We start from the raw sequence: 26,467 nt of genomic DNA, 5'->3' as shown, positions 1-26,467 counted from the left end.
GCCCTCCTCAGTAGACCGAGATATGCGGGTGGTCGTAGTGGTTGGCCGTGGCGCCGCCACGGTCCGACATGGTGCGCCAGGCGCCGGTGCGTGCGTGCCAGATGCGCTGGCGGTAGATGATGTACATGACGGCCAGCCGGTCGGCGTTCTTGATCGCCCATTCGGCGATCTCGTTGCCGCGCTGGACCTCGGCCGCCGAGGGCATGGCGCCACCGCGGCTCAGCATGAAGTCGCACGCCCGGCCGAGCGGGTGCTCGCCGCCGTCCTGGATCTGCCGGTAGCAGCCGATGCCGAACGGCACCTCGAACCGTTCCTGGATGAGGGTCTTCACCAGGCGCATGCGAGGCGTGATGTGGTCGGCCCCTTCGGGGAGCTGGGGCACCCAGGTGCCGTCCGAGCGCCGCACCCCGGGGGCCCGGTGGAGCTGGTCGATCTTGTCCCGGATCCGCTCGATCAGCTTCTCGGCGCGCGCCTTGCGGTCGGCGAGGTCCTCGACCTGGTCGCCGAGCTCGTCGCTGCGGGCGGCAGCCTCCTGCTGCGCCTGCCGGTGGGTGTCACGCACCCGGGCGAACCCGCTCAGCCGGGCGCCCTGCTCGTCGATCAGGTGCCTGTTCAGGGCGAGCCTGGCCAGGTGGCCGTCCGCACCGGTGGGCGTCTGGGTCAGCATGGTGGCGCCGAACGGGGAGGCGTTCATGTACTGGGCGACGGCGATCGTCCTCAGCTGGGCGGACTCCCGGTCGAGCACCTTCTGGGCGGCGGCGAGCTTGTCGCGGGCGGCCTTCTCGGCCTTCTCCGCCTTCTCGTGGGCGATGCGGCCGTTGTAGTAGTCGGTGATGAGCGCGTCCGACTCCTTCTGCAGGGCCGCGAGTTCCTTCTTGAGCTGCTTGACCGAGGGTTTCGGCGCCGCCTGCGCGGGGGTCGCGCTCACCGCGAGGAGGAGGACCATGACCGTGCCGAGGACACGCAGCGCGCCGCGCCGATGGTCGGCGTGGGACGCAACCGCCACACTGCTCCTTTGCCCGTGCCACTTTCTTCCGATGGAAGATAGTAGGGGATCACCTCACTTCGTCGTACATTTCCACTTTTTTGCAAGATCAACTTCGGGGCGGCATGACTGAGGCCCACGCCCGCCAGGGCGGGCCTCCCGAGCGTTCACCCAGCCGCGTCGGGCCCGGCGAGACGCGGTCGCGGCCAGGTCGAAGGGGCCGGGCACGACGGCCGATGCGCCTCCGCACGCCGGCCGGTGCGACCGGGCCCCCTACGCCGGACCCACGCGGAGAACACCGGCCCGGCGACGAGCCCGTGACGCCCCGCGCCGACGTCGAGTCCGGATGCGAGTGTGGCCACGGCATAGTAAGCACCTACGATCTCGCCAAGACCGACCGCGGCTCGGGCGCCCTCCGCGAGAGGATCGCCGACAGGCTGCCCGCCACCGAAGAGATCACCAAGGTGATCGGCCGGGGTGATCGGCCGGGGTGATCGGCCGGGGGTGGTCTCCGCTTCCGGAGGGCGTGATCGACCTGGCGCGCCCGGTCCCCGTCAGATGAACGGGCCGATGAGGCCGGCGAACTCCTCCGGGCCGACGACCCGCACGCCCAGGCTCTCCGCCTTGGCCCGCTTGGAGCCCGCCTTCTCTCCCGCCACCAGCAGCGACGTCTTCGCCGAGACGCTGGAGGACGCCTTGCCCCCCGCGCGCTCGATCAGCTCGTTCATCTGGTTGCGGGTCAGCGCCTCCAGCGCTCCACTCATGGCGCCGGTCACCACGACGGACATCCCGGCCAGCGGAAGCTCGGACCCGCCACTCCCCTCAGCGGCGGCGCCGGGATCGGCGGCCGGTGTCCACCCCGGCTCTGTCATGGTGACCCCGGCCTTGACCAGCTTGTCGATGAGGTTGGCCAGCTCGACCAGCTCCGCCAGCACCACCGGCGCCTTCTCCGGGCCGATGCCCTCCACCGCCTGGATCGCCTCGACGTCGGCCGCACGGATGGCGTCCATGCTGCCGAAGTGCCTGGCGATGCGGCGGCTCATGGACCGACCGGTGCCGCGGACCCCGAGCGCGCAGAACACCCTGCTGAGCGGCCGGCCCTTGGCCCGCTCGATAGCGGCCAGCAGGTTGTCGGTGCTGGTCTCGCCCATCCGTTCGAGGCCCAGAACCTGCTCGCGGGTCAGGAAGAACAGGTCGGCGAAGTCGGCGATCAATCCCGCGTCGAGTAGCTGCTGGATGCGGTTTTCGGCCAGGCCCTCGATGTCGAGCTGGTCGCGGCCGACGGCGTAGCCGATGGAGGCGATCGCCCGGCAGGCGCGCCCGCGCACGCACCGCCACCGCTCCTGAGAGGAGTCGATCGCGTCGCCGCAGGACGGGCAGACCCGGGGGACCTCGATCGGCTGCTCGTCACCGGTGCGCAGGTGCACGACCGGGGCCTCGACCCGGGGAATCACATCACCGGCCTTGTAGACCACCACGCTGTCGCCCAGCATCAACCCCCTGCGGCGGATGTCTGCGGCATTGTGCAGGGTGGCGTAGGTGACGATGCTGCCATCCAGCTCGACCGGTTCGAGCACGGCGCGCGGGGCGATGACGCCGGTGCGGCCGGTGTTCCACTCCACGCCGATCAACTTGGTGATCTTCTCGGTGGCGGGCAGCTTGTACGCGACCGCCCAGCGCGGCGCCCGCGAGCTGAACCCGGCCGCTGCCTGATCGGCCGCCAGATCGCACTTGATCACGATGCCGTCGATGCCGAACGGCAACTCGGGACGGGCCGCCGCGATCTCCCCGACGCGCTCCTGCACCCGCTCCAGCGTCACGGCCACGATCCCCGCCACCGCCGTCGCGGCGGTCGTCTGCACGCCCTGGGCCGCCACCCACTCCATGATCTCGCTGTGCGGCAGCTCACGCAGACGCATGGCCGGCTCGGAGTCGTCATCCGGCGGCGGCAGCACTCCGTAGCCGAAGAAGGTCAGCTCGCACACGTAGGGCCGGTCCTGCGCCCGCAACGTGCCCGCGGCGGCGCTGCGCGGGTTGGCGAACGTGGTGCCGTCATGCGCCTGCCGCTTGGCACACGCCTGCTCGAACTGCGCGGCCGTCATCATGACCTCGCCGCGCAGCTCCACCGTGACCGGGGCGGCCAGCCGATCGGGCAGGCCGACGATGGTGCCGATGGCATGGCTGACGTCCTCGCCCGCGGTGCCGTCGCCTCGCGTGACGAGCTGCGCCAGGCGGCCGTGCCGGTAGCGGGCCGAGATCGCCAGCCCGTCGAGCTTGGGCTCCACGCTCCATGCTGTGACGGGCCTGCCGAGCCTGCGCTCCAGCCCGGCCGCCCAGTCGGCGAGCTGCTCGGCGCCGAAGACGTTGTCCAGGCTGAGCATGGGCGCCGTGTGCGGCACATCGCCGACCACGGCCCCACCGGCCACCTTGCCCGTGGGCGAGGACGGCAGCACCGACTCGGGGTGGGCCTCCTCATACACCTGGATGCCCCGGACCAGCTGGTCGTAGGCGTCGTCGTCGAGCGTCGAGGTGCCGTCGGCGTAGTAGGCCGCGGCGGAGTCGACGGCAAGCTGCACGGCTTCGGCGTAGGCCGAGTCGTCGGCCAGGACAGTGATCGGGGGCGCGTCGGTCATGCGTTCATCATGCCGGGCGCCACCGACAATTTCCGCCCCGCGAACTGGGCTGGAGCTGCGGGAGCGAGCCTGTGGCCGACGCTCGGCGGTGGTGATCGACGGCCGCCGGGCACGTGCTCCAGGCCGGGCGAAGGCGCTACTGCAGCCCGCGTTGGCATCGGCCGATGAGGCGGGCAGTCCCGCGCGACAGAGGATCGAGCGACATGCCGGCTCAGTCACCGGCTGCCGGTGTCATGGAGATCTCCCAGAAGTCGGCGTAGCGGCCGCCGCGGCGCAGCAGCTCGTCGTGGCCGCCTTCCTCCACGATCCGGCCGCCGTCCAGGAAGACGACGCGATCGGCACGTCGGACGGTCCGCATCCGATGCGCCACCATCACCACCGTCCGGCCCGCCATCAGGCGCTCGACACCCTCGTGAACGGCCGCCTCGTTGACCGGGTCCAGTGCTGAGGTCACCTCGTCCAGCAGCACGACGGGCGCGTTCTTCAACAGCGCCCGCGCGATCGAGACCCGCTGGCGCTCGCCACCCGACAGCAGCGCGCCACCCTCGCCGACATTCGTCGCCCATCCGCCGGGCAGTCGCTCGATCACCTCGTCCAACCGGGCCGCGGTCGCCGCCGCCCGCACCTCGGCGACGCCTGCGTCGGGATGGCCGAGTCGCACGTTCTCCTCGATCGTGCCGTCGAAGAGGTAGACCTCCTGGAAGACGATGGCGATCTGCTCCATCAACACCTCGGTGCTGATGGCGCGCACGTCCACGCCTCCCAGGCGCACCGCGCCCGCGTCCACGTCGTAGAACCGCGCGAGCAGCTGAAGCAGGGTGCTCTTGCCCGCACCCGACGGTCCGACGACGGCAAGCCGTTGTCCCTGCGGCACGGACAACGACACGTCGTCGATCACCATGCGATCCCCATGCCGGAAGGCGACGGACTCGAACTCCAGGTCATGGCCTACCGGCTGGATCGGCTCGCGAGCCTCCGGCAGCGGCGCCGTACGCAACACCGTGTCGAGTCTCGCCAGCTCCGAACGCGCGCCGCGCACCTTGCCACCGATGTCCGACAGCGACAGCAGCGGGTCGGCGCAGCGGGCGGCGAGCACGAGGATCGCCAGGACCTCGGCCGCACCGATGTTCCCGCCGAGCGCGAGGTAGGCGCCCAGGACCAGCAACACGGTGAACATCGTCTGCACCACGAGTGTCAAGCCCACCGCACCGGACAGCGCCGACAGCACCGTACGGCGGTTGGCGCGCTGGACTTCGCGCAGCGAGTCGTCGAGCAACCGGAAGCGTTCGGCGCTCCGGCCGCCGGCTCGCAGCACCGGCTGGGCCTGGAGATACTCGATGACCCGCCCGGTGGCCTCATGGCCGAGTTCGGCGCGCTCCGCGTCGCCGGCGGCCATCGAGCGTCCCGTCCAGATCTGGATCACCGCCACGACCGGCGCGGCGACCAACGCGGCCAGCCCCATCTGCCAGTTGAAGGCGAGCATCACGACCACGATCGTCAGGGGAGTCACACAGGCGGAGACGAACGGTGCCAGCAGATGCGCGATCACGCTCATCGCCTGCAGGACGCCCTCGCTGGCCAGGACCGACACCTCCCCGACGCGACGGGCGCTGTACCAGCCGATGGGCAGGCGCGCCAGATGATCGCCAAGCCGGCGATACATGCCGCGCAACAACGTGGTCCCGACGCGGAAACCGGACAGATCGCTGACATAGCGCAGCGCCGCGTAGACCGCGACCGCGGCCCCGAACGCGATCAGCCAGGGCCGCGCATCTTCGGGCCTGCTCCCGAACAGTGCCCTCAGCACGGGGACCAGTAATGCGTAGGACAGACCCTCGACTACCGCGGTCGCCGTCATCAGGGCCACGGTGCGACGCACCGGCCGGGCGTACTCGTGTCCGAGCACGCGCAGCAACATTCGAATCATCGGGGCTCTTCTCCTCGCAGGACGCCACCATGGGTTTCGATCTCGTCGGCGATCGCCGATCGGTGGGATCGCCAGAACGCGGCGAACTTTCCGCCTCGTGCCAGCAGCTCGGCGGGCCTGCCGCGCTCGACGATCACCCCGTCCTCCAGCACCACGACGGTGTCGGCGTCGGCGACCGTCTCCAGGCGATGGGCGATGACCAGAATCGTCCGATCGCCACCCAGCGTCGCCAGGGCCCGGCGCACCGCCTGTTCGGTCTGCGGGTCGGCGAAGGAGGTCGCCTCGTCGAGCACCAGGACGGGCGCGGCGGCGAGCAGCGCGCGGGCGAGCGAGATCCGCTGTGCCTCGCCACCCGACAGTCCGGCGTCCTCGCCGATCACCGACTCGTATCCGCGCGGCAGCTCGAGAATTCGATCATGAATGTTCGCCAGCCGGGCGGCACGCACCACGTCGTCGAGGTCGGCATGCGGTACCGCCAGCGCGATGTTGTCCGCGACCGAGGCGCGCAGCAGGCGAACGTCCTGGAAGACGAAGGAGACCATCCGGGAGAGCTCCCGGCCGCCGAGCTCGCGCAGATCGACACCGCCCAGGACGACCGAACCGTGGGTCGGATCGAAGAACCGTGGTAACAGCTGGACCAGCGTGGACTTTCCGCTTCCCGACGGTCCGACGATCGCGGTGACCGTCCCCGGTTCGAGCACCAGGTCGATCCCGCGCAGCACCTCGTGATCGGTGTCGTAGCCGAATCGAACCTCCCGCAGTTCGACCCGGTGCCCCTGTGGTGCGACCGGGCGCGCAGGCTCCGCCAGCGACCGCACCTCGAGCACGTCCTTGATCCGGCCGACCGCGCGCCCGGCGGCCCGCATCTCGTCGAAACCGTGGCCGAGAGCCGCCACCGGAGCGGTCAGGCCCAGTCCCAGCAGCAGGAAGGGCAGCAGGTCGGCCGCGGCCAGGCCACCGGACGTGATCAGAGCCGCACCGCCGATCAGCACCACCAGCAGCACGAACGGCGGCGACAACGCCACCTGCATCCCCGCACCGATCCCGGAGATGCCCTGCACCAACCGGGAGAAGATGCCGACGAACTCCTCCACGGCCGTGAGGAATCTACGGTGGGCGCGACCGGATCCACCGAACGCCTTGACCACCGAGATCCCCTGGACGAACTCGACGACGGAACTCGCGATCCGTCCCATGGCCGCGTCGAACTCCTTCTGCTCACGCAGCCGGGTCGGGGTCATCATCAAGGGGACCAGCGCCACGGCCAGCACCACCGGTATCAGCGTGATCAGCGTGAGCCGCCAGTCGATGGTGAACAGGTAGATCAGCGACACCAGCGGCACCACGAACGCCGCGACGAGCTCGCCGGGTGTGTGGGCGATGAACGGGTGCACGGCACTCACGTCCTCCCCCACCACCTTGGCCAGCTCGCCGGTCCGGCGCCGGGAGAACCAGCCGATCGGTACGCGCCCCAGCCGCGCGGCCAGTCGCCGGCGGAACGACAGTTGCACCTGGCCGTCGAGAAGATGCCCGATTCCGGACGACGCGGCCGTGAACAGCAGCCGGACGAACAGGCCGGCCGCACCGGCGATCACGACGGTCCAGACATGACCGTGATCGATCGGGCCGGGCGACAACAGAACACGACCCAGTTCGACGACCGCCAGCAGCGGCGCCAGACCTGCGACAGCGCCGATGACCTGCAGGATCACCACGGCGGCGAAACCCCGGAGATAGGGGCGCAGCAGCCCTGCCAGGCTCCGTCCCGCCGCGGGATCGGCCTCCGGCGGTGGTGCGGACTTCTCCCTCGCCTCGGCGAGGTCGGTGGCGTTCATCGCTCTCCCGTCTTCGTCAATGTCGCGACCAGGCCCGTGGTCGGGCCGATGGTCGTATTCACCGGGTCTGCCCGCCGGCTGTGTCGATCGACAGGTGGCCGCTCGTCGCCGCCGGCACGGCCGCACCAGCTCCGTGGACGCCGAGGAAGCGGGACAGCCCTCTCGCCGACGCCCTCAGTCAGCGGGCCCGCATGGGGCCGAACGCCGGGACCTGCGGGGCGTTCTCGGCATGGGTGTTTCCGTCACCCGCACATCACGCGCTGCTTGAAGGTCGACAGCGCGTCGTCGATGGGGTGGGGCCGCGGCTCACCCGAACGCGGCCGCGGGCAGCCCGGTGGCCGGCAACGCCGCCTCGTGGCGGTGCTGGCTGGGGTTTCATGACCGGAATTGTCGTCCGGCCCGCTGTTCGGGGGCGTCCTGCAAGCGGAGTCATCTGCCGCTACCGCACCGGGACCGACGACCGACCCGACTACGACGCCGGAAGTAGTCTCGCAATGCGTCATCGCAGGGCTGAGCGGGGCTCCGGGCTCTGGGCGGCACCGCCGGGACGGTCAGGGGGCGGGGCGGTCAGGCGGCCGGGGTGGTCAGTGGGGCGGAGCTCGTGAGGAGGCGGTGGACGTTGCGGGCGGCGGTGCGGCCGGCGCGGTTGGCGCCGACGGTGCTGGCCGAGGGGCCGTAGCCGACGAGTTGGACGCGCGGGTCGGCGAGCGCCCGGGTGCCGTCCACCGCGATGCCGCCACCCGGCCGCCGCAGGTGGAGCGGGGCCAGGTGGTCGAGCGCTGAGCGGAACCCGGTCGCCCAGATGATCGTGTCGGCCGGCTCCTCGTGCCCGTCGGCCCATGCCACCCCGTACGGGGTGATGCGGGTGAACATCGGCAGCCGGTCCAGCGCCCCCTTCTCCAGGGCCTCCCGGACGACGGGGGTGTGGCCGAGACCGGTGACGCCGACGACGCTCTGCGGCGGCAGCCCCGCCCGGACCCGGGCCTCGACACGGGCGACGGCCTCTCGCCGGGCGTCCTCGCCGAAGTCGTCCTCCCGCAGGTCGGGCGGGCGCCGGGTGACCCACAGGGTGCCGGCGGCGACTCCGGCCAGCTCGGACAGCACGTGGGCGGCCGAGTGACCGCCGCCCACCACGACCACCCTGCGGCCCGCGAACGCCTCCGGCCCCCGGTAGGCGGCGTAGTGGAGCTGGCGACCCAGGAAGTCGCGCGCTCCCGGATAGTACGGCCAGTACGGTCGGGTCCACGTGCCGGTGGCGTTCACCACCGCCCGCGCCGCCCATTCCCGCCTGGCGTACGGGCGGTCCGGAACGTCCGTGCCGGCCTGCGCGTACGGGCGGTCCAGGACGTCCGTGCCGGCCTGCGCGTACGGGCGGTTCGGGGCGTCCACGTTCCCCGGGGCGGCGGTGACCAGCAACCGGTCGTGCGGGCCGGGCGTGACGGCGGACACCGTGACCGGGCGCAGGACGCCGAGGCCCAGCTCACGCTCGTAGGCGGCGTAGTAGGCGGGCACCGCCTCGGCGGCGGGCCGCCGGCCGTCCGCACCGGGTTCGCGCCTGACGCCCGGCAGGTCGAAGATGCCGTGCACCTTGTCCATGGTCAGCGTCGGAGACCGATGCCGCCACGCCCCGCCCGGCCCGTCGGCGGCGTCGAGCACGACCGTCTCCAGGCCGAACCGGCGCAGGAAGTACGCGCTGGACAAGCCCGCCTGCCCGGCCCCGATCACCACGACGTCGATCTCTTCCACGTCTGTGCCAACCACCGCACCACCCGCCGTCTTCCCACCGCTCAACCGGTTCACCCGGCGGCTTCGACCCCAGGGGACCACGGACGCATGGTTCAACGGGCGAAGGCCACGGCCGTTGCGGAGGCGATGACGGTGGTGAGCACGATCATGAGCAGGACTGTCCCGAGTGGGCTGGGCCGCTCGCGCGGTGGCTCGGCGCGTTCGGCGCGTGGGCGGGCCGGTTGCGTCGGTGACGGGGTCGGCTTGGGGGTGGGCGTCGGTTCGCGGCTCGGGCGGATCACCGGCACCTCGGCCCGGACCGCGCTCGGCGTGGGAACGGGCCGGGGCGGGGTGCTGCGCCGGGGCCTGCGCGTCAGCGTCGGCGTGGGCTTGACGGGCTTGGACGCCGTCGGCTCGGGGGTCGGCGCGGGCTTGCGGGTCGGCGTCGGTCTCGGACGGGGACGCACGGCCGCGGGGGCCGGGCGGCATGTTCCGACGTGCACGGTGAGGACGGGCGCGTCGACGCAGATCGAGACCGGCGGGGCGCTGCACGGTCCGAGGTCGAGCCGCAGCACGGGGAGGTTGACGCACACCGACACGCCCGCCCTGGACCGCGCCTTCGGTCCGGGCCCGGCCTCTTGCGGGTCGGCCGCGGCGGGCCCGGACGCCCCGAGTGCCAGTAAAGCGCCGGCGAGCAACAGCCGCACCCGCTTCCCCCGCCTCCTCCCACGGCGCCGACTCGGGCGCCCCCGGAGCGGCCCGCTCCTCACAGTGCTCCGGCGCGCCGTTGCGCCGGCGATGGCGGGCGTGGGAGCGCCACCGCCCGCCTGTGTGGTGGCCGGGCTCTCCGGCTCTCGCGAGCCTGCTTCCTCGGTCACGGTCACACGCCCCCGGAGATCCGGGCGAACTCCTCCAGCGCGCCCCGGAAGGCGTCGGGCCCGACGGCGAGGGGGCCGTCGAAGACGCGGGAGATGTCCCAGGTCAGCAAGGCGCCGAAGCCCAGCAGGGCCGCCATCGCCAGCAGCGGGATGAGGGCCGCGCCGCGCGGCCGGGCGCCCGCGAGGAACGGGAAGACGATCACCAGCAGGCCCGTGACGACGGTGAGCACCAGCACGCCGGACGGCGGGGTGGCGGCGGCGTCGGCGGCGCGCAGGGCCCGCGCCCCGGACAGCGCGGCCAGGTGCTCCAGGACATCGGCCCGCGCCTCCAGCGCCTCGGTCTCGGTCGCCTCCATCGTGGTCACCCGGGTGCGCAGCGCGTCGAGGCGTTCGGTGCCCACCGGATGCAGCCGGCCGTCCCGCATGGCCTCCCACTCGTCGTCGGCCACGAACGTGACGTAGTCGCGCAGCCCGGCCCGCACCGACTCGGGCCCGGTGCCGGGCAGCCCGGCGGCCGCCCAGTAGGCGTCGACGGCCGAGCGGCTCTCGGTGTAGGTGTTGTGTCTGGCGGCGTCGGCCGTGGTCCACGGGACGATGATCGCGATCGCGAAGACCAGCAGGAACAGGGCCGACAGCATCGAGCCCGCGTGACCGGCGGAGGGACCGTCGGCCCGCCCGTCGGGGCTGCCCTTGCCCGCCATCCTGAACACGAGCGCGGTGAGCGCCACCACGCCCACTGCCGCTGCGACCGCAAGCGTGTACGCCACCATGACGATCTCCAACCCCCTGTTGAATACTGACCGTCACTTGACTATCACACTCCGCAGTCAATCGTGAAACCGGCGAGCCAGCAAAGTGAGACCTGGCGGCGACTGGACAGCGTCCCACCCGCCGGTGGCATGCCCGCCCGCACCGGGAGCCCACCGGCCACGCAGCCCGTTCCTCCGCCGCACTGGTGGCGCGGGCCCACCGGCCGCGCAGCCCCTCCGGCCATCGCCCGGGCACCCCACCCCTGCCATCCACCGGAAGGGACGCACCGGACGACGGCGCGGCGGCGTGTTAGCCTGCACCGACGGCCGACCGCGGCCGCCGGACACCACAGCGCACCACCGCACCTCCCGCCCGCCACCGGCTCCCCGGACGCCCAGAGCAGGCGAACCTGCCCCTCATGTGGCGGTATGGCATATTTCATGCACGAACGTATGGAAACCTCGCATTAAGGTTGTTTGGGTGTTGTTTGAGAAAGATTGGGCGGCTGCGCCCCTGCACTGGCTGATGAACACGCTCGGCCATGCCCAGCTCGAACGGATGGCCGCCGAGCCCGGCCTCGTGGCCGCCGTCGACCAGCACGCCGCCGAGCTGCGCGAGACCATCTCCCTCGACCGCGAGACGCTGGGCGACTACCTGCTGGGATTCGCCGACGAGCTGCGCGACCGGGGCTGGAGCTTCCACGGCGGCCACGACGCGGCCGCGGTGCGACTGACGGCGATCTGCTGGCTGGCCCGCGAACTCAACCTCCTGGACGAGTCCCCCGCCTGAAACGCCCCGCGCCCCCAGGACCGACCGCGAGCCCGGAGGACCGCGAGCGGGCCCGCGAGCGAGAACGGCGAGCGAGAACGGCGAGCGACCGGAGCCGCCGGGGCCCCGCGAGCGAGAAGGGCGAGCGACCGGGGCCGCCTGGGCCGCCGGTCGCTCTTCTGCTCCGTTCCGTGATCGTCAGTACTCGGGCCGCCGGCCGGTCTCCGGCCTGTCGGGACGGGTGCCCGGCATGTCCGGCCGCGTACCCGGCATGTCGGGGCGGTCCGCCCGGGCTCCGGGGTCGCCGCCGGTGCGGATGGGCGTGGTCGGCTCGCCGGCCGCGGGCGTGGCCTGCGGCGTCTGGGCCGGCGCCATGCCCTGGGCGTCCTGGCGTCCGCGCTGGTAGGCCTCGGCCTGCGCGCGGGCCTGCGGCGCCTGCTCCTCCATGCGGCCGAGCCAGCGCTCCCAGCGCTGCTGCATGGGACGCACCATGCCGCCGCCGATGCCGATCGCGAGGATGGCGCCCGCGGTGGCGAGCACCGTGATCAGCACCGGGGTGGTGACGGTGGTGGCCACGCCGATCTGGTTGAGCGCGGCGATGATGCCGAGCGCCCAGATGAACACCGAGGCGGCGGTGGCGAGCCACCGGCCGTAGGACAGCCCGCCGAGCGCGCTGGCGACGAGGTCGCGGACGGCCGCGGCGATCGCGCCGGCCACCACCACGATGATGATGGCGACGACGGCCCTGGGCAGCCAGGCCACCACCGCGGTCAGCAGCGTGGAGATCGGGTTGGGCCCGAAGACGCTGAAGGCGAGCTGCAGGGTGACCAGCAGGATCGCGTAGTAGACCAGCTTGCCGATCAGACCGCTGGCGTCGTAGCGGCTGCGCTCCAGCATGCGCCCCATCCCGCTGCGCTGCACGGCGCGGTCGAAGCCGACCCGCTCCAGGATCTTGTCCACGGCCTTGGCCAGCAGCTTGGCGATCAGCCAGCCGATGATGAGGATGGCGATGAAGGCAACCAGCCTCGGGACGAACGCCACGACCTGCCGCAACATGTCCGTCAGGCTTTGGCCTAGGTTATTCTCCACGGTTTCCTCCTTCGAGGCTCCAACGCAAGTCGCGCTACCCGCAGAACGGGCCTTCACACACTCACCGCGACCGGACAAGCGCCCACCGCCATGACGGCCCGGTGACGTGCGACAAGAGAGACTACGGAGTGTGACGAAAGACTGCTCAGGGTAATGATTGCGTATGTTGCGGATCGGCACCTCCGGCACGGCCAGCTCGGCGGACGTGGTCATCTGCGGGTGGCGCGACGGCCGGCGCGGCCGGCTCAGGACCGGCGTCAAGCTGGTCTTCCAGGCGGGCGGCGGCGTCCCCGACCTGCCCGGGCTGCGTGTCTGCAGGCGGCCGGCGCGCGGCGCCGAGGAGCTGGCGCGGGCGCTGTGCGAGGGGTTCGACGTGGTGGTGGCCGAGCCGGGCGACCCGGCGGCGCCGGTCGTGGCGGCCGGTCTGTGGCACTACGGCTGGACGGCGGGTGACGTGGGGCCGCTGGCCGGGGCGACCGTGGCGGGGCTGGCGCTGGCCGGGCTGCGGGCGCCGTGTGTGCTGGAGGTCCGCGCCGACGGCGGGGCGACGATCGACGGCGGCTCGGTGCCCGACCACGAGGTGACGGCGGCGGACGTGCTCGCCGGGCTGGCCCCCCGGTTCCGCTCCGGCCGCTACCGCACGCCGGTGGTGACGGTCCCGTTCGCGTCCGTACGGCTGGCGCAGGAGGCGTGCTCGCGGGTCCGCATCGCGCCGTGCGCGGGCGAGCCGGTGTACCTGGCGCCGTCCGGGCGGGTGCAGTCTGTGTAGGTACGCATCGAGGCCCGCATCAGGCCCCTACGCACTGGAGCAAGCGTGAAGATCACAGGAGTCGAACTGCGGCGCATCGCGATGCCGCTGGTGACGCCGTTCCGCACCTCGTTCGGCACCGAGACGGCCAGGGACGTGCTGCTGGTCAGGGTGGTCACGCCGGAGGCGGAGGGGTGGGGCGAGTGCGTGGCGATGTCGGAGCCGCTCTACTCCTCCGAGTACGTGGACGGCGCGGCCGAGGTGATCCGCCGGTTCCTGTTGCCCGCGCTGCCGTCGGAGGTCGACGCGCACGCCGTGGGCCGGGCGCTGGAGCCGGTCAAGGGCCACCGGATGGCCAAGGCGGCGGTCGAGACGGCCGTGCTGGACGCCCAGTTGCGGGCGTCGGGCGAGTCGTTCGGCCGCTACCTCGGCGCGGCGCGTGACCGGGTGCCGTGCGGCGTGTCGGTGGGCATCATGGAGTCCGTCCCGCAACTGCTCGACGCGGTCGAGGGCTACCTGGCCGAGGGGTACGTGCGGATCAAGCTGAAGATCGAGCCGGGCTGGGACGTCGAGCCGGTCAGGGCGGTGCGGGAGCGGTTCGGCGACGAGGTGCTGCTCCAGGTCGACGCCAACGCCGCCTACACGCTCGCGGACGCCCCCCGGCTGGCCCGGCTGGACGACTTCGACCTGCTGCTGATCGAGCAGCCGCTCGCCAACGACGACCTGGTGCAGCACGCCCGGCTGGCCAGGCGGCTGCGCACCCCGCTCTGCCTCGACGAGTCGATCGAGTCGGCGGCGCACGCGGCGGCGGCGATCGAGCTGGGCGCGTGCTCGATCGTCAACATCAAGCCGGGCCGGATCGGCGGCTATCTGGAGGCCCGGCGGATCCACGACCTGTGCCGGGCCCACGGGATCGCGGTGTGGTGCGGCGGCATGCTCGAGACCGGCCTCGGCCGGGCGGCGAACGTCGCGCTGGCGGCGCTGCCGGGGTTCACGCTGCCGGGCGACACCTCCGCCTCGCGCCGCTACTTCGCCACCGACGTCACCACACCGTTCGAGCTGCGTGACGGCCACCTCGACGTGCCGAGCGGGCCGGGGCTGGGCGTCGAGCCGCTGCCGGAGATCCTCGACGAGGTGACCACGGCCACCGAGTGGATCCCGCTGTGACCACGGCCACCGAGTGGATCCCGCTGTGACCCCGGCCGGGGAATAACCTGTTGCGGTGCGGCGCTGAGCGTCAGCACCATGGTCACCATGTTCCGGCACGCTCCCTTCGCGACGCCCGCCAGCGCGGGCGTGGCCGAGCGTGTCCGCGACGGCCTGGAGCGCTGACCTCTTCCCGTTCGCCTTCGAGGTGATCCGGCGGGGAGAGGTCGACGACCCCGACGGGTCACCGAGACACCAGGCTCTCCAAGGAAGAAACCATGGCCAAGCAGGTCTATGTGCGGAACAAGCCGCACCTCAACATCGGCACGATGGGCCACGTCGACCACGGCAAGACCACGCTGACCGCCGCCATCACGAAGGTGCTCGCCGGGCGCGGGCAGGCCACGTACACGCCGTTCGAGCGGATCGACCGTACCCCGGAGGAGCACTCCCGGGGCATCACGATCAACATCTCGCACGTCGAGTACGAGACCGACACGCGGCACTACGCGCACGTCGACATGCCGGGCCACGCCGACTACGTGAAGAACATGATCACGGGGGCGGCACAGCTCGACGGGGCGATCCTCGTCGTGTCCGCCCAGGACGGGATCATGCCGCAGACGCGGGAGCACGTGTTGCTCGCCCGGCGGGTCGGCGTCGAGCACCTGGTCGTCGCCGTCAACAAGGCCGACGGGGCCGACCCGGAGCTGACCGACCTGGTCGAGCTGGAGCTGCAGGAGCTGCTGGCCGAGCACGGCTACCTGGACGCACCGATGGTCCGGGTGTCCGGGCTGCGGGCGCTGGAGGGCGACCCGGAGTGGACGGCCTCGGTCGAGGCGCTACTGCGGGCGGTCGACGACCACATCCCGGTGCCGGTCAGGTACGTGGACGCGCCGTTCCTCATGCCGGTGGAGAACGTCCTGTCCGTCACCGGGCGGGGCACGGTCGTCACTGGTGCCGTCGAGCGCGGCACCGTGACCGTCGGCGACCAGGTGGACGTCGTCGGGCTGGGTGACGGGTTCACCGCGGTGGTGACCGGGGTGGAGACGTTCGGCAAGACGATGGAGCGCGGCGAGGCCGGCGACAACGCCGCCCTCCTGCTGCGCGGCGTGCGCCGCGAGCAGGTGCGGCGGGGCATGGTGCTGGCGGCGCCCGGCAGCCAGCGGGCCCGCCGGTCGTTCACCGCCCGCGTCTACCTGCTCACCGCGAGGAGGGCGGCCGGCGCCGGCCGGTCGCGCCGGGGTACCGGCCGCAGTTCTACCTGCGCACCACCGACGTGCCGGGTGAGCTGGCCCTGGACGGGCCGGCCGAGCCGGGCGACACCGTCGAGGTGCGGGTGGAGCTTGGCAGGCCGGTCGCGGTGGAGCCGGGGCTCGGTTTCGCGATCCGCGAGGGCGGGCTGACGGTCGGCGCCGGCACGGTCCTCACCGTGCCCGGCTGACCGTGCCCGGCTGACCGTGCCCGGCTGACCGTGCCCGCTGACCGTGCCCGCTGACCGTGCCCGGCTGGCGCCTCCCGAGGCGCGGGCCGCCGGTCCAGGCCGGCGGCCCGCGGCCGGGTTCAGGCCGGGGTGAAGCGCAGGCGGAAGGTCACCGGCTCGGCGCGCAGCTCGTACGCGGGCAGCGCGCCCGGCCCGCAACTGGCCGTGCCGACCCCGTGCTGGGCGTGGTCCAGGGTGACGTGGACCCGCTCGCCCGGCACGAGGTCGGGCCGGTGACGGGCCCGTTCCAGGTCGGCGGTGGTCCACCGCCGGGCGGTCAGCCCGAACTCCGGATCGCCCGCCACCCGCACGCCCCGCCCGTCGGCGCCGGTCAGCTCGGCCCAGCGGACGCCGGCGCGGTGGCCGTTCTCCTGGGGGTACACGTACGGGGTCTGCAGGTCCTCGACGGTGGCGCTCCACCGGCCGACCCGGGCGGCCAGGCCGGTGTCGGGGTACGCCTCGCCGGGGCCCCGGCCGAACCAGGTGACGTCCCCGTACGCGGCGGGCAGCGCCATGCCGACGCCGAGCCGCGGGAGGGGGACGTCCCAGTCACCGTCGGGGGTGACGTCCACGGCCAGCTCCAGCACGTCGCCGGCGGCGGTCCACCGGTAGGCGACGCGCAGGCCGAGATCGGTCGCGGCGGGCGCGACGCGGGTCAGCACGGTCAGGCCGCCGCCGTCCTCCTCGACGGCGTCCACGCGGTGGGTGAGCCGGTGCAGGCCGAGTGCGCGCCAGGTGGCGGCCAGCCCGCCGTACCGGTCGTTGTCGACGGGCGCCCGCCACACCTCCAGGCGGGGGCCCTCAACGTCGACGCCGAACAGCCGGACCAGCCGCCCGGTGGCCGCGTCGAACCGGCCGCCGCCGACCTCGACCCCTGCCGCGTCACGGGCAGGGGACACGGGAGCGGCGCGAGGGACGGGGGCGGCGGGAGACAGGCGGACCTGGCCCCATGCGACCTCGTGTCCCGCCTCGGCCCACGGCTCGCCGTCGGCCAGCACGGCCCGGACGGTGAGCCAGCGCTCCCCGTCGCCCGCCGGAGGTTCGGGCAGCTTCACCTCCCCGCCGCCGGGCGGCACGTCGAGGGCGAACTCGGCGACCCGCTCCCCCTCGGCCTCCACCGTGGCGGTGAACGCCAGGTGCGCCAGGTCGCGGTGGCCGTACAGGTGGGACACGCGCACGACGCCGTCCCCGAAGGCGAACCGCACCGGCTCGAACGCCTTCTTCAGGTCCAGCAGGGCCGGCGACGGCGTGCGGTCGGGGAAGACCAGCCCGTCGATGACGAAGTTGCCGTCGTGCAGCGGCTCGCCGTAGTCGCCGCCGTAGGCGTACGCGTGCTCCGGGTGCGCCAGCCCGTGGTCGATCCACTCCCAGACGAACCCGCCGGCCAGCCTCGGGTAGCGTTCGAACAGTTCCTGGTACTCGGCCAGGCCGCCGGGGCCGAGGCCCATGGCGTGGGCGTACTCGCACTGCAGGAACGGCATGGCGCGCCGGCGCGCGTCGAGCTCCGGGTCGGGCAGCGGGTCCTCCTCGCCGCGCCCGATCGCCTCCACCTCGGCGTGGCTCGCGTACATGCGCGAGTAGACGTCGGCGTGGGCGCACGACCAGTCGCCCTCGTAGTGGATCGGCCGGGAGGGGTCGCGCTCGCGCGTCCAGTCGGCCATCACCGCGAGGTTGCGTCCCACCCCGGACTCGTTGCCGAGCGACCACATGATCACGCTGGGGTGGTTCTTGTCGCGTTCGACCGTGCGGCGCATCCGGTCGAGCAGCGCCTCGGCCCAGCGGGGGTCGTCGGTGGGGTTGCGGCGCCAGCCGACCTTCTCGAAGCCGTGCGTCTCCAGGTCGCACTCGTCGATCACCCACAGCCCCAGCTCGTCGCACAGGTCGAGGAAGGCCGGGTGGGGCGGGTAGTGGCTGGTGCGGACGGCGTTGACGTTGTGCCGCTTCATGAGCAGCACGTCCTCGCGCATGGTCTCCAGGGGTACGGCGCGGCCGTGCTCGGGGTGGAACTCGTGCCGGTTCACGCCCTTGAGCAGCAGGGGCCGGCCGTTGGCCAGCAGGACGCCGTTCTCGATGGAGATCGTGCGGAAGCCGACGCGCAGCCGTACCGTCTCGCCGGGGAAGGTGACGACGGCGTCGTAGAGGCGTGGGGTGTCGGCCGACCACGGTTCGACGTCCACGGTGACGGGGGTGCCCGGCGCCAGGCCGTCGATGCCGAGCTCGGGCAGGCTGAGCCGGCCGCCGTCGGCGTCGAAGCTCAGCGTGCCGCGCCCGCCCGCGTACGAGGCGCGCACGAACACCTCGGCGGTCGAGCGGGTCAGCGTGACGTCCCGGAAGATGCCGGGCAGCCACCACATGTCCTGGTCCTCCAGGTAGCTGGCGGCCGACCACTGGTGGACCCGTACGGCGAGCACGTTGCGTCCGGGGCGCAGGTACGGTCCGGCGTCGAACTCGACGGGCAGCCTGCTGCCGGTGGAGAAGCCCAGCTCGTGGCCGTTCAGCCAGACGCGGGCGCAGGAGTCGACGCCTTCGAACCGCAGCCGGCCGCCGGTCCAGCCGGCGGGCAGGTCGAAGGCGCGCCGGTGGTCGCCGGTCGGGTTGTCGGACGGGACGTGCGGCGGGTCGACGGGGAACGGGTAGCAGACGTTGGTGTAGGCGGGGGCGCCGTGGCCGTGCAGCGGCCAGTGCGACGGCACGGGCAGTTCGTCCCAGCCCGAGTCGTCGTAGCCGGGTTCGGCGAAGTCGGCGGGCACGTCCGCGGTGGGAGAGAGGCGGAAGCGCCAGGTGCCGTTGAGGTCGAGGGAGGGGGCGTCGGAGCGGAGGGCCGCGCGGGGGGCGAGATGGCCCGAGCCGGGGGCGAGATCTGCGAGTTCCATCGCCGCAGAAGCCTACGACGTCGGGACGTCTCGCCGGCGCTGACCCCCCGCTCGCCCGGGTGATCCGTGAGCGGATCACCCGGGCGAGCGTCGTCCGAGGGGGGCCAGGCCGTCACTGAGGCATGAGGACCTTGTCGATGATGTAGACGGTGGCGTTGCCGGTCGAGATGTTCCCGCAGGTCACCTTGGCGTCGTTGATCGTGAGGTCCTCGCCGGAGCCCTTCACGGTCAGCTCGCCGCCCTCCAGGGTCTTGAGCGTGATGTCCTCCATGTCGGCGGGCGCCTTGCGGCCCTCGACGACGTGGTAGGTCAGGATCCGGGTCAGCTCTTCCTTGTCGGCCATGACCCGGTCCCTGGCGTCCTGCGGGATCGCGTCGAACGCGTCGTTGCTCGGCGCGAACACGGTGATGTCGTCGGCCTCGTTCAGCTGCTCGGCCAGGCCGGCCTGCTTGACCGCCTCGGCCAGCGAGGACAGGTCCGGAACGTCGGCGAGCGCGCTGGCGACCGGCTTGTCGGCGATGCCGGGCAGGGCTCCCTCGAGCGTGGAGCATCCGGGGCCGACCGGGCTGCCCTGGGGCGACGGCGAGGCGCCGTCGGGCGAGGGTGTCATCTCGCCGGTGGCGGTCTCCTCGGGCGAGGGCGGCGGAGAGGAAAGGGCGGAGGCGCTGGTACTACCGGCCACGGTGGCGGTCAGCGCCAGTGCCGCCGCGAGAAGCATGCGTTTCACGATGTCCCCCTGAGTCTGAGCGGCCCGGGCTCGTCGCCCGGGTCCTCTCCAGTGTCGGAGGTCATAGAGAACACATCAGTTTCAAATAGCCCAAAAAGGCACAAAAGGCGTGTACCACAACTTTTGCCCGCAGGGACGCAGAAAAGGCGTCAAGCTGGGCAGTCCGCCGCCCGGCCCGCACGGGACGGGCCGGGCGGCGGGACGTCAGGCGGCCGCCTTGGCCGTGACCGCCACGACCGCCTGCCGGGTCACCCCGTTGACCGTGACGGCCACCGTCACCTGCCCCTCGCGCCGGGCCGTCAGGGTGCCCGTGGCCGGGTCGAGCACCGCCACGTGCCGGGGCTTGGCCGTCCGCGGCGAGCCGATGTGCAGGTTCGGCGAGCCGGACCAGGACACCGACACCGGGTACGCGGCGGGCACCGTCCGGGAGTCCTGCCGCACCTCGGCCGTGACCGGCGCGGCGGCCCCGGCGGCGAGCGTGGCCGGCGCGGTCAGCGTGAGCTCGTCCACGTGCGGCCGGACCTGGGCGCCGATCCAGTCGGGCGCGTCCGCGAACCAGTTGCGCCTGACGTGCTCGGCCTCCTGCGGGGTGACCGGGTCGACGCCCCACAGCGACCAGCCGGTGAAGCCGCCGTCGTTCGGCGCCGTGGCGGGGTTCTTGCCGGAGTTGCCGTTGACGAAGGCGGGCACCGCGTCCACCCGCGAGGCGTGGAAGGTGCCGACGTGTGCCCCGATGAGCGCGGCGCCCTTGCCGGTCGTCCGCTGGAAGTCGGCGAGCCAGCTCTCGACCAGCGCGGCCTCCTTCCGGTCGCCGAGCTGGCTGCCCTTGCCCGGGGTGGGGTCACGCGGCGGCACGTGGAAGACGACCACGACGGAGCCGACCTCGCGGTCGCCGGCGGCCGCGTCGAGCTTGGCGCGCAGCAGCGCCACCTGGTCGAACCCGCCGCCGCGCAGGGTGAAGCGCGAGGTGTCGAGGGTGACGAAGCGGGTGCCCTTGTGATCGAAGGCGGTGTACGTGTCACCGAACGCGGCCCGGAAGTTGTCGATCTTGCCGCCCATCACCTCGTGGTTGCCCGGCACGTAGTGGTACGGCAGCTCCCCGCCGAGTTCCTCGTCCAGGATGCGCTTGGCCAGGGCGAAGTCCGCGGGCGACGCCTCGTCCACGAGGTCGCCGTTGACGAGCAGGAAGTCGGGCCCGGCGGCCTTGATCTCCCTCAGGGTGCGGCGGGCGTTGCGCACGATGTCGCTGTCGGGGTCGCGGGCGACGAACTGGGCGTCCGACATGACGGCGAACCGCCACGGCATCGCCGCCACCTCGGGCCTGACGACCGGGTCGGCGACCTTGGCCGCCGGCGGCACCGACACGGGCGGCGGCACCTTGGCCACGAGCCCGTCGATGAGGATCTCGCCCGTGTACTTCTGGTCGGCGCGCGTCTCGGCGACGTAGAAGCGCCGCAGCCGGAGCGGGTGGTTGACGCCCGCCGGCACGGTGAACTCGACGTACTTCCAGCCGGTCCACGTCAGGTACGGCCCGCGCAGGATCTGCGACTGGCCGAGCGCGTCGTAGAACTCCAGGCTGGGCCACTCCCCCTTGCCGCTGGAGTGGATCCACATCCCGAACGCCTGCGCCTGTCCCGGGATCTCGATCTGCTGGGGCGGGCTGGCGTACGCGGCGCGGGTGGCGGTGGACTGGGTGAAGTCGTAGGCGAGCTTGAGGCCGCCTCCGCTCTGGCCGGGCGCGGCCGACAGCGAGCCGGTCGCGCGGGCGGCGGCGAACGTCCAGGACGCGGCGTTCTCGAAGTCGGCCACCGGCCTGTCCTGCAGCCCGACCGTGACGGGCACGGCGGTGACGGCGCCGCCGACCTTGGCGGTGACCAGGCCGGAGCCGCTGTCCCGCGTGGCCTTGACGGTGAAGAAGCCGTGCTCCGACGGCGTCACCTCGAACAGGTCGCGGTCGTAGGTCAGCGTGAGGTCGCCCGGCTCGATGGGAGCCGAGTTGCCGTTGCGGTCGTAGCCGACCACGCCGAACGCGGCCGTGCCGTCCGCTCCCTGCAGGGTGACGCGGTCGGTGGTCGTGCCGATCCGCTGGAGGGGCTGGAGCACGGTCAGGTCCAGGGTGCCCTTGGCGGCGCCGCGGGAGGCGGTGACCGTCGTCCGGCCGGGCACGAGCGCGTGGAACCTGCCGCCGCGGACCACGCCGTGCACCGCCGGGCTCGAGCGCCAGATCGGGGTGCCCTTGGCGGGGCCGTACGTCTCGTCGTATCCGGCGGCGGTCAGCCGCCGGGTGAGCCCGGGGAAGACCCGGTCGGGCCGCCCGCCCGCGACGGGAGCGGCGCCGGGGGCGCGGGCCGGGTCCGTGGCCGTCTCCAGCCAGAAGCCCTTGAGCCTGCCGCTGCCCTCGGGGGCGAACAGCGCGAGGCCGTTGGGCACGTGCCGTTCCCCACCGTCGGAGGGGCTGTTCTCCACCTGGACGCCGGCCTGGCCGGGCTCGCGGGCGAGCATGGTGGAGGAGCCGCCGCCGTCGAGGTTGAGCGCGTTGGCGGCGCCCAGCTCGGCCATCATCGCGGCCAGCTCGTTCAGGGTGACGCCGCGGCTGTCGGCCTGGCGGCCGTCCACGGTCAGCAGGTGCATCGTGCGGCCGTCGGCGGAGAAGCCGACCGCGGTGCGCGGGTGGGCGGCCGGGTCGGCGGAGTTCTGGACGACACCGTCCTTGACGAGGACGTGGTTGCCGCCGACGGCCGCCTTGACCTCGCGGCCGTCGGACGCCTTCGGCTGGTAGGCGACGTCGACCCGGTCGCCGGGCTTGAGCCCGGCCAGGGCGGCCGCTCCGGCGTCGCGGCCCAGCAGGACGGTGGTGCCCGCCGGGATCGGGCCGCTGCCGGCCGCCTGGCGTACCTGGGTGACGACGCCGCCGGCCAGTTCGACCTCGGTGACGGCCGTGGCGCCCTCCACGGCGCGGGCGCGCGTGTGGGAGCCCCACAGCGGCGTGAACAGGCCCACCCCGTCCCGCTGGACGAGCTGGTTGAACTGGGTGAGCGTGATCGGTGAGCCGCCGGCGGGGGTGGCGGAGCCCTCGAAGTACATCGTGAGCACCCGCCCGACGCCGTCGCCGGTGATCGCGACGGCCTTGTCGTGGCCGGCGATCGGGGACTGGATGAGCGTGCCGTTCTGGACGCCGACGCCCTGGGCGGCGCCGGAGTTGTTGATGTCGAAGAAGTCGCCGTTGACGGCGGCGACGGCGCGGGCGCGGCCGGCCGGGCCGGACAGCGGCTCGGTCTTCGACACCGCGCCCGAGAACACGTAGTCGGCCTTGGCGCTGCCGAGGTCGGCGGTGACCGCGTCGGCGCGCAACCAGCCGAGCGCGTCGTAGCGGTCGAAGGAGGTCAGGGAGACGCCGGGCGCGACGGGCCTGGTCGTCTTGGCGGTCTCCAGGTGCGCGCCGGCGGTCCCGGCGGGCTGGGGGGCGGTGAGGAGGGTGGACGGGGGCGGGTAGGACGACGCGGTGGGCGCGTCCTCCGCGGGGGGCTTCGGGTCGGCCTGCACGGGGGCGACGGCGCCTAACAGGAGCGCGGCCCCGGCGAGGGAGCCGGCCAGGGAACGGAGGGTCTGCACGACCGAACTCAATCGCTCACGGCTATAACTTTCAAGACTTGGCAATGAACTAAAAGAAAACTTCAAGCGTGGGGCGGCTCGCCGGGGCGACCATCGCCCACATGCCTTTTCCCGCCCGCTGGGCTATGGTCGGCCTCATGACGGGGTACGGACGGGCGCAGCGGGCACCGGGAAGGTGCTTCGCGTTCGCCGGCGTGCTCGGCCTCGTCCTGCTCTGCCTCCTGCTGGCCGGCTCCGCCCCCACCCCCTACGGCGGCACCGCGCAGCGCGCCGCAGTGGCCGGCGACGCCTGGATGCCCGGCGCGTGGGACTCCCACCTGTCCAGCACCCTGCCGCAGACCGCGTCGAGCGCCCGCGAGCACCATGTGCTGTCCCTGTGGCCGGGATCGCGCCGCGAGCCGGCCGGCCACGTCCCGCCGCGGCCCGTGCGGGGCAACGCACCCGACGGCCTGCGCGACCCCCAGCAGTTCGGTCATCGGACCGCGGGCTCGCGCAGCCCGCCGCTGATCTAGCAGTTCCCTCTCTCCCGCCCGCGGCAGTCCGCCGGCGGGACTTCTCGCGCGCCCCGCGCTCTTTCCACCGTGCCCGCGCGCGCCGCTCGATCAGCGACGTCACCGTCCAGAAAGGACGCTCCAGCATGACCGGCACCACCGGCGGAACCCACCTCAGCAGCGTGCAGACCCAGGCCCTGCGCCAGGAGCTGGAGGAACAGCTCGCCTGGCGCAGCAGGCAGTTGCTCAGCCTGCAGGCCGCGTCGCGCGACGCGCGCGGCGCGGACGACACCTGGCAGGAGCTGCTCGTCTCCATCACCGCCGCCGACCGCGCCCTCGCCGAGTTGCAGCAGGCCCTCGACCGGCTGGACGAAGGCGCCTACGGGCGCTGCGGCCAGTGCGACGCGGGCATCCCCTTCGAACGGCTCAAGATCCGGCCGCTGGCCCGCTACTGCATCGACTGCCAGCGCCTGCACGAGGCCGCCTGACGCTCTTGGAACGGCAGAGGGGACGGCGGCGGGGCGACCGGCCGCCCCCGCTGCCGTCCCGCTACACCTGCCCGGCGACGGGGTCGCCGTGCCGCTCGGGCACGGCGGTCGCGCCGGGGTCCCGCGGCTCGTCCGCGGACCGCAGCCCGGCGTACAGGACCAGGGGGACGGCCAGCGCCACGGCCATCGACAGCACCGCGGTGCCCGAGTCGTTCACCAGCATGCCGACCACGCCGCTGACCAGCGCCCCGACGAGGCCGGCGCGCAGCATCGGCGCCCGAGCGAACGCCTGCGGCAGCAGGCCCGCGCTCGCCTGGCCGGGCCGCAGCAGCGCGAAGACGAGGAACGCCAGGCCGACGATGACGATCGGCATGAGGTTGGGCGAGAGCATGGTGTTGAGCATGGCGCCCAGCTTGCGGCCGATCATCGGCAGGAACGTGCCGTCGATCACCTGGCCGACGAACCTGCCCAGGTGCGTCTGCGAGGCGGCCGGGCGCTGGAAGTCGAGCACCGCGATGACCGACACCGCCACGCCGCCCAGCACGCAGAACGCGCCGAGCTTCAGCACCGACACCTTCCGGCCCGCCACGAGCAGCGCCGTGACGGCGATGCCGGGCACGAACGCGATCACGCCGCCGAAGTCGCTGCCGACGCCGGGCCAGCCGGCCAGCAGCATGGCGGCCACGCCGAGCCCCGTGACGAGGGCCACCGCGACCCTCGCGCGCCCGTTTCGGACCAGGTGGTCGGCGGCGATCGCGGTGCCCATGAGCACGGCCGTGGCGAGCAGCGCGAACGGGATGTTGGCCAGCCCGTAGTAGCGCCCGCCGACCACCGCGGTGTAGCCCATCAGGCTGTCGAACTGCAACGTCGTGCCGGTGAGCAGGTCGGCGACGAGGGTGGCCGCGGTCACCCCGGCGACCACCGCGGGCGGCCCGAGCGGGTGGCGCCGCCACGGCCCGGCCGTGGCGAGCAGCACGATCAGCCCCGCCAGCGCGAGCACCCCGCCGACGAGCGCCGCGACCGGCTGCCCGGCGTGCAGCCACGGCAGCAGGTTGACCAGGTACGTGGAGACGGGGATCGAGGCGATGCCGAGCGCGGCCACGCCGACGGCGAGCGGCCGCCTGCGCCGCGACAGCAGGAAGTAGGCGACAGAGTAGAAGGCCACCTGCACGACGGCGAACCCGGTGAAGAACAGCCCGGTCGTGGAGCGGACGCTGGTGCCCGCCAGGTCGGAGCGGCTCAGGTGGGCGGCGGCCTCCTCCAGCGGCAGCACCCGGCCGGGTGCCGGCGGCACACCGATGACGGTCGGCGGGACCGTGACGCCGGCCGAGGTCAGCACGGTGGCGGTGAGGTCCGGCAGGACCGAGATGTCCTCGCGCCTGGTCGAGGTGGTGCCCAGCAGCGCCCCGGCGAGGTCGGCCCGCTTCCACATGGCGACCCGCAGGTGCGGCACGCTGCCGTGGTCGCCGACCCCCGCCAGCAGCACCTCGGCGTCGGCCGGGATCCGGGCCAGCGCCTCGCCGACCTCGGCGTCGGCCGCGCGCACCGCCTCGCGCCGCCGCTCGGGGGTGAGCAGTTCGGGCTCCTTGGGCAGGCTGCCGCCGGCCACGTACGGGCTGATCAGCTCGTCGACGTCGACGGCCAGCACCCGGCAGCGCGACCAGTCGGCCAGCGCGGCGGGCTCTGCCGCGTACACGTCCACCTTGCCCGTCCGGTCGGCGAGCGCGAGCGCCGCTCCCCTGCCGACGGCGGCGGTGCACTGACCGGCGTCGCGCAGCGCCTGGCCGAGCGTGCCCACGTAGGTGCCGTCACGCCGGGCGAGCAGGTCCTTGAAGCCCGGCACCACGGCGCCCGAGCCCTGCGCCTCGGGCACCGGCGGCAGGGCGCATCCGTGGCCGTAGGCGGAGCGGACGCCGGCGGAGACGGTCAGCCACCCGTCGTACGGACAGGCGACGGTGCCCACGGTCTTCACCGAGACGGAGCCGAGCCCGCTCTGGCCGGCCAGCCGCCACAGGTGGGGCGTGCTGCGCGGGTCGAGGTCGTCCCAGTGCAGGCCGGGCACGCCGATGAACGCCACCCGCCCGGCGGCCGTGCCCTGTACGTCGGCGGCGGCCTGCGCCGTGGTGGGCAGTGTCCCCCACAGCGCCGCGACCAGGAGCAGCAACGCCCACCTCACCGGAGGCCCCCATCAGGATGAGGAGCCCCGCGCGACCGTCACACCCCGGACCTTCGCACGGCGCTCGAATACGAGAATCGCTGGGCAACCTAGCACGCGCCCGGCGCCGTACGCTGCTTTCTCGATCACGCCG

The 26,467-nt window shown here is 73.1% G+C and carries 18 protein-coding genes and 1 pseudogene; 7 read left to right on the top strand and 12 right to left on the bottom strand.

Annotation, left to right across the window (positions count from 1 at the left end):
• Window positions 1-7: 7 nt before the first annotated feature.
• On the bottom strand, window positions 8-1,006 hold the full coding sequence (locus FHU36_RS43265; RefSeq protein ID WP_312892249.1) for a coiled-coil domain-containing protein: 999 nt from the start codon (window positions 1,004-1,006) through the stop codon (window positions 8-10).
• 296 nt (window positions 1,007-1,302) lie between these two features.
• Between FHU36_RS43265 and FHU36_RS43260 the strand changes: the two genes are divergently transcribed.
• On the top strand, window positions 1,303-1,479 hold the full coding sequence (locus tag FHU36_RS43260; RefSeq protein WP_185089960.1) for a hypothetical protein: 177 nt from the start codon (window positions 1,303-1,305) through the stop codon (window positions 1,477-1,479).
• Window positions 1,480-1,539: 60 nt separating this feature from the next.
• Here the strand turns inward: FHU36_RS43260 and ligA are convergent, their stop codons facing one another.
• The 6 genes from ligA to FHU36_RS43235 all read right to left on the bottom strand — a co-directional run bounded on the left by ligA (window position 1,540) and on the right by FHU36_RS43235 (window position 10,753).
• A complete protein-coding gene (gene ligA, locus FHU36_RS43255) occupies window positions 1,540-3,618 on the bottom strand; it encodes an NAD-dependent DNA ligase LigA (protein ID WP_185089959.1) in 2,079 nt (692 codons plus the stop codon).
• 211 nt (window positions 3,619-3,829) lie between these two features.
• Window positions 3,830-5,545 (bottom strand): ABC transporter ATP-binding protein, encoded by a 1,716-nt coding sequence (locus FHU36_RS43250; protein WP_185089958.1) that lies wholly within the window; start codon window positions 5,543-5,545, stop codon window positions 3,830-3,832.
• The gene (locus FHU36_RS43245; RefSeq protein WP_185089957.1) at window positions 5,542-7,380 is read right to left on the bottom strand and encodes an ABC transporter ATP-binding protein; all 1,839 of its coding nucleotides are present in this window, start codon (window positions 7,378-7,380) and stop codon (window positions 5,542-5,544) included. Before FHU36_RS43245 ends, FHU36_RS43250 begins: the two co-directional genes overlap by 4 nt.
• Window positions 7,381-7,947: 567 nt before the next feature.
• Complete coding sequence (locus tag FHU36_RS43240; RefSeq protein ID WP_312892248.1) at window positions 7,948-9,141, bottom strand: FAD-dependent oxidoreductase; 1,194 nt, start codon at window positions 9,139-9,141, stop codon at window positions 7,948-7,950.
• Window positions 9,142-9,218: 77 nt separating this feature from the next.
• Entirely contained in the window at window positions 9,219-9,812 is a 594-nt protein-coding gene (locus tag FHU36_RS45360) for a hypothetical protein (RefSeq protein WP_246503377.1), read from the bottom strand.
• Window positions 9,813-9,985: 173 nt separating this feature from the next.
• The gene (locus FHU36_RS43235) at window positions 9,986-10,753 is read right to left on the bottom strand and encodes a bestrophin-like domain (RefSeq protein WP_185089955.1); all 768 of its coding nucleotides are present in this window, start codon (window positions 10,751-10,753) and stop codon (window positions 9,986-9,988) included.
• A gap of 460 nt (window positions 10,754-11,213) precedes the next feature.
• Between FHU36_RS43235 and FHU36_RS43230 the strand changes: the two genes are divergently transcribed.
• On the top strand, window positions 11,214-11,522 hold the full coding sequence (locus tag FHU36_RS43230) for a DUF6401 family natural product biosynthesis protein (protein WP_221497454.1): 309 nt from the start codon (window positions 11,214-11,216) through the stop codon (window positions 11,520-11,522).
• Window positions 11,523-11,699: 177 nt separating this feature from the next.
• Here the strand turns inward: FHU36_RS43230 and FHU36_RS43225 are convergent, their stop codons facing one another.
• Window positions 11,700-12,590: a mechanosensitive ion channel family protein gene (locus FHU36_RS43225; RefSeq protein WP_312892245.1), complete on the bottom strand. Its 891-nt coding sequence runs from the start codon at window positions 12,588-12,590 to the stop codon at window positions 11,700-11,702.
• A gap of 163 nt (window positions 12,591-12,753) precedes the next feature.
• Here FHU36_RS43225 and FHU36_RS43220 point away from each other — a divergent pair, with 163 nt between their 5' ends.
• The 3 genes and pseudogenes from FHU36_RS43220 (at window position 12,754) to tuf (ending at window position 15,928) form a co-directional block, all read left to right on the top strand.
• Window positions 12,754-13,359 carry an acyclic terpene utilization AtuA family protein gene (locus tag FHU36_RS43220; protein ID WP_185089954.1) on the top strand — a complete coding sequence of 202 codons (606 nt, stop codon included), beginning with the start codon at window positions 12,754-12,756 and terminating at the stop codon, window positions 13,357-13,359.
• A 45-nt stretch (window positions 13,360-13,404) separates the two neighbouring features.
• A complete protein-coding gene (menC, locus tag FHU36_RS43215; protein WP_185089953.1) occupies window positions 13,405-14,505 on the top strand; it encodes an o-succinylbenzoate synthase in 1,101 nt (366 codons plus the stop codon).
• A 257-nt stretch (window positions 14,506-14,762) separates the two neighbouring features.
• Window positions 14,763-15,928 (top strand): annotated as a pseudogene (tuf, locus tag FHU36_RS43210) (elongation factor Tu).
• A gap of 119 nt (window positions 15,929-16,047) precedes the next feature.
• Here tuf and FHU36_RS43205 read toward each other — a convergent pair.
• From FHU36_RS43205 to FHU36_RS43195, 3 genes are all read right to left on the bottom strand, one after another.
• Entirely contained in the window at window positions 16,048-18,840 is a 2,793-nt protein-coding gene (locus FHU36_RS43205; protein ID WP_185089952.1) for a glycoside hydrolase family 2 TIM barrel-domain containing protein, read from the bottom strand.
• 112 nt (window positions 18,841-18,952) lie between these two features.
• Window positions 18,953-19,558: a fasciclin domain-containing protein gene (locus tag FHU36_RS43200; RefSeq protein WP_185090004.1), complete on the bottom strand. Its 606-nt coding sequence runs from the start codon at window positions 19,556-19,558 to the stop codon at window positions 18,953-18,955.
• Window positions 19,559-19,771: 213 nt separating this feature from the next.
• On the bottom strand, window positions 19,772-23,179 hold the full coding sequence (locus tag FHU36_RS43195; protein ID WP_185089951.1) for a phosphodiester glycosidase family protein: 3,408 nt from the start codon (window positions 23,177-23,179) through the stop codon (window positions 19,772-19,774).
• A 137-nt stretch (window positions 23,180-23,316) separates the two neighbouring features.
• Here FHU36_RS43195 and FHU36_RS43190 point away from each other — a divergent pair, with 137 nt between their 5' ends.
• Window positions 23,317-23,691 (top strand): hypothetical protein, encoded by a 375-nt coding sequence (locus FHU36_RS43190; RefSeq protein WP_185089950.1) that lies wholly within the window; start codon window positions 23,317-23,319, stop codon window positions 23,689-23,691.
• Window positions 23,692-23,816: 125 nt separating this feature from the next.
• Window positions 23,817-24,158: a TraR/DksA family transcriptional regulator gene (locus tag FHU36_RS43185; RefSeq protein WP_185089949.1), complete on the top strand. Its 342-nt coding sequence runs from the start codon at window positions 23,817-23,819 to the stop codon at window positions 24,156-24,158.
• A 61-nt stretch (window positions 24,159-24,219) separates the two neighbouring features.
• Here the strand turns inward: FHU36_RS43185 and FHU36_RS43180 are convergent, their stop codons facing one another.
• Window positions 24,220-26,334: a hypothetical protein gene (locus FHU36_RS43180; RefSeq protein ID WP_185089948.1), complete on the bottom strand. Its 2,115-nt coding sequence runs from the start codon at window positions 26,332-26,334 to the stop codon at window positions 24,220-24,222.
• Window positions 26,335-26,467: the final 133 nt, after the last annotated feature.

This window comes from Nonomuraea muscovyensis, assembly GCF_014207745.1.
GTDB lineage: Bacteria > Actinomycetota > Actinomycetes > Streptosporangiales > Streptosporangiaceae > Nonomuraea > Nonomuraea muscovyensis.
The sequence above is the reverse complement of the archived record's forward strand: the minus strand, read 5'-3'. Positions and strand labels throughout refer to the sequence as shown.

Bases quoted from the DNA above. Each gene is read 5' to 3' on its own strand.
- FHU36_RS43190 (WP_185089950.1), top strand. From the start codon at position 23,317: ATGACGGGGTACGGACGGGCGCAGCGGGCACCGGGAAGGTGCTTCGCG.
- ligA (WP_185089959.1), bottom strand. From the start codon at position 3,618: ATGACCGACGCGCCCCCGATCACTGTCCTGGCCGACGACTCGGCCTAC.
- FHU36_RS43235 (WP_185089955.1), bottom strand. From the start codon at position 10,753: ATGGTGGCGTACACGCTTGCGGTCGCAGCGGCAGTGGGCGTGGTGGCG.
- FHU36_RS43200 (WP_185090004.1), bottom strand. From the start codon at position 19,558: ATGCTTCTCGCGGCGGCACTGGCGCTGACCGCCACCGTGGCCGGTAGT.
- FHU36_RS43220 (WP_185089954.1), top strand. From the start codon at position 12,754: ATGTTGCGGATCGGCACCTCCGGCACGGCCAGCTCGGCGGACGTGGTC.
- FHU36_RS43205 (WP_185089952.1), bottom strand. From the start codon at position 18,840: ATGGAACTCGCAGATCTCGCCCCCGGCTCGGGCCATCTCGCCCCCCGC.
- FHU36_RS43185 (WP_185089949.1), top strand. From the start codon at position 23,817: ATGACCGGCACCACCGGCGGAACCCACCTCAGCAGCGTGCAGACCCAG.
- FHU36_RS43245 (WP_185089957.1), bottom strand. From the start codon at position 7,380: ATGAACGCCACCGACCTCGCCGAGGCGAGGGAGAAGTCCGCACCACCG.
- FHU36_RS43250 (WP_185089958.1), bottom strand. From the start codon at position 5,545: ATGATTCGAATGTTGCTGCGCGTGCTCGGACACGAGTACGCCCGGCCG.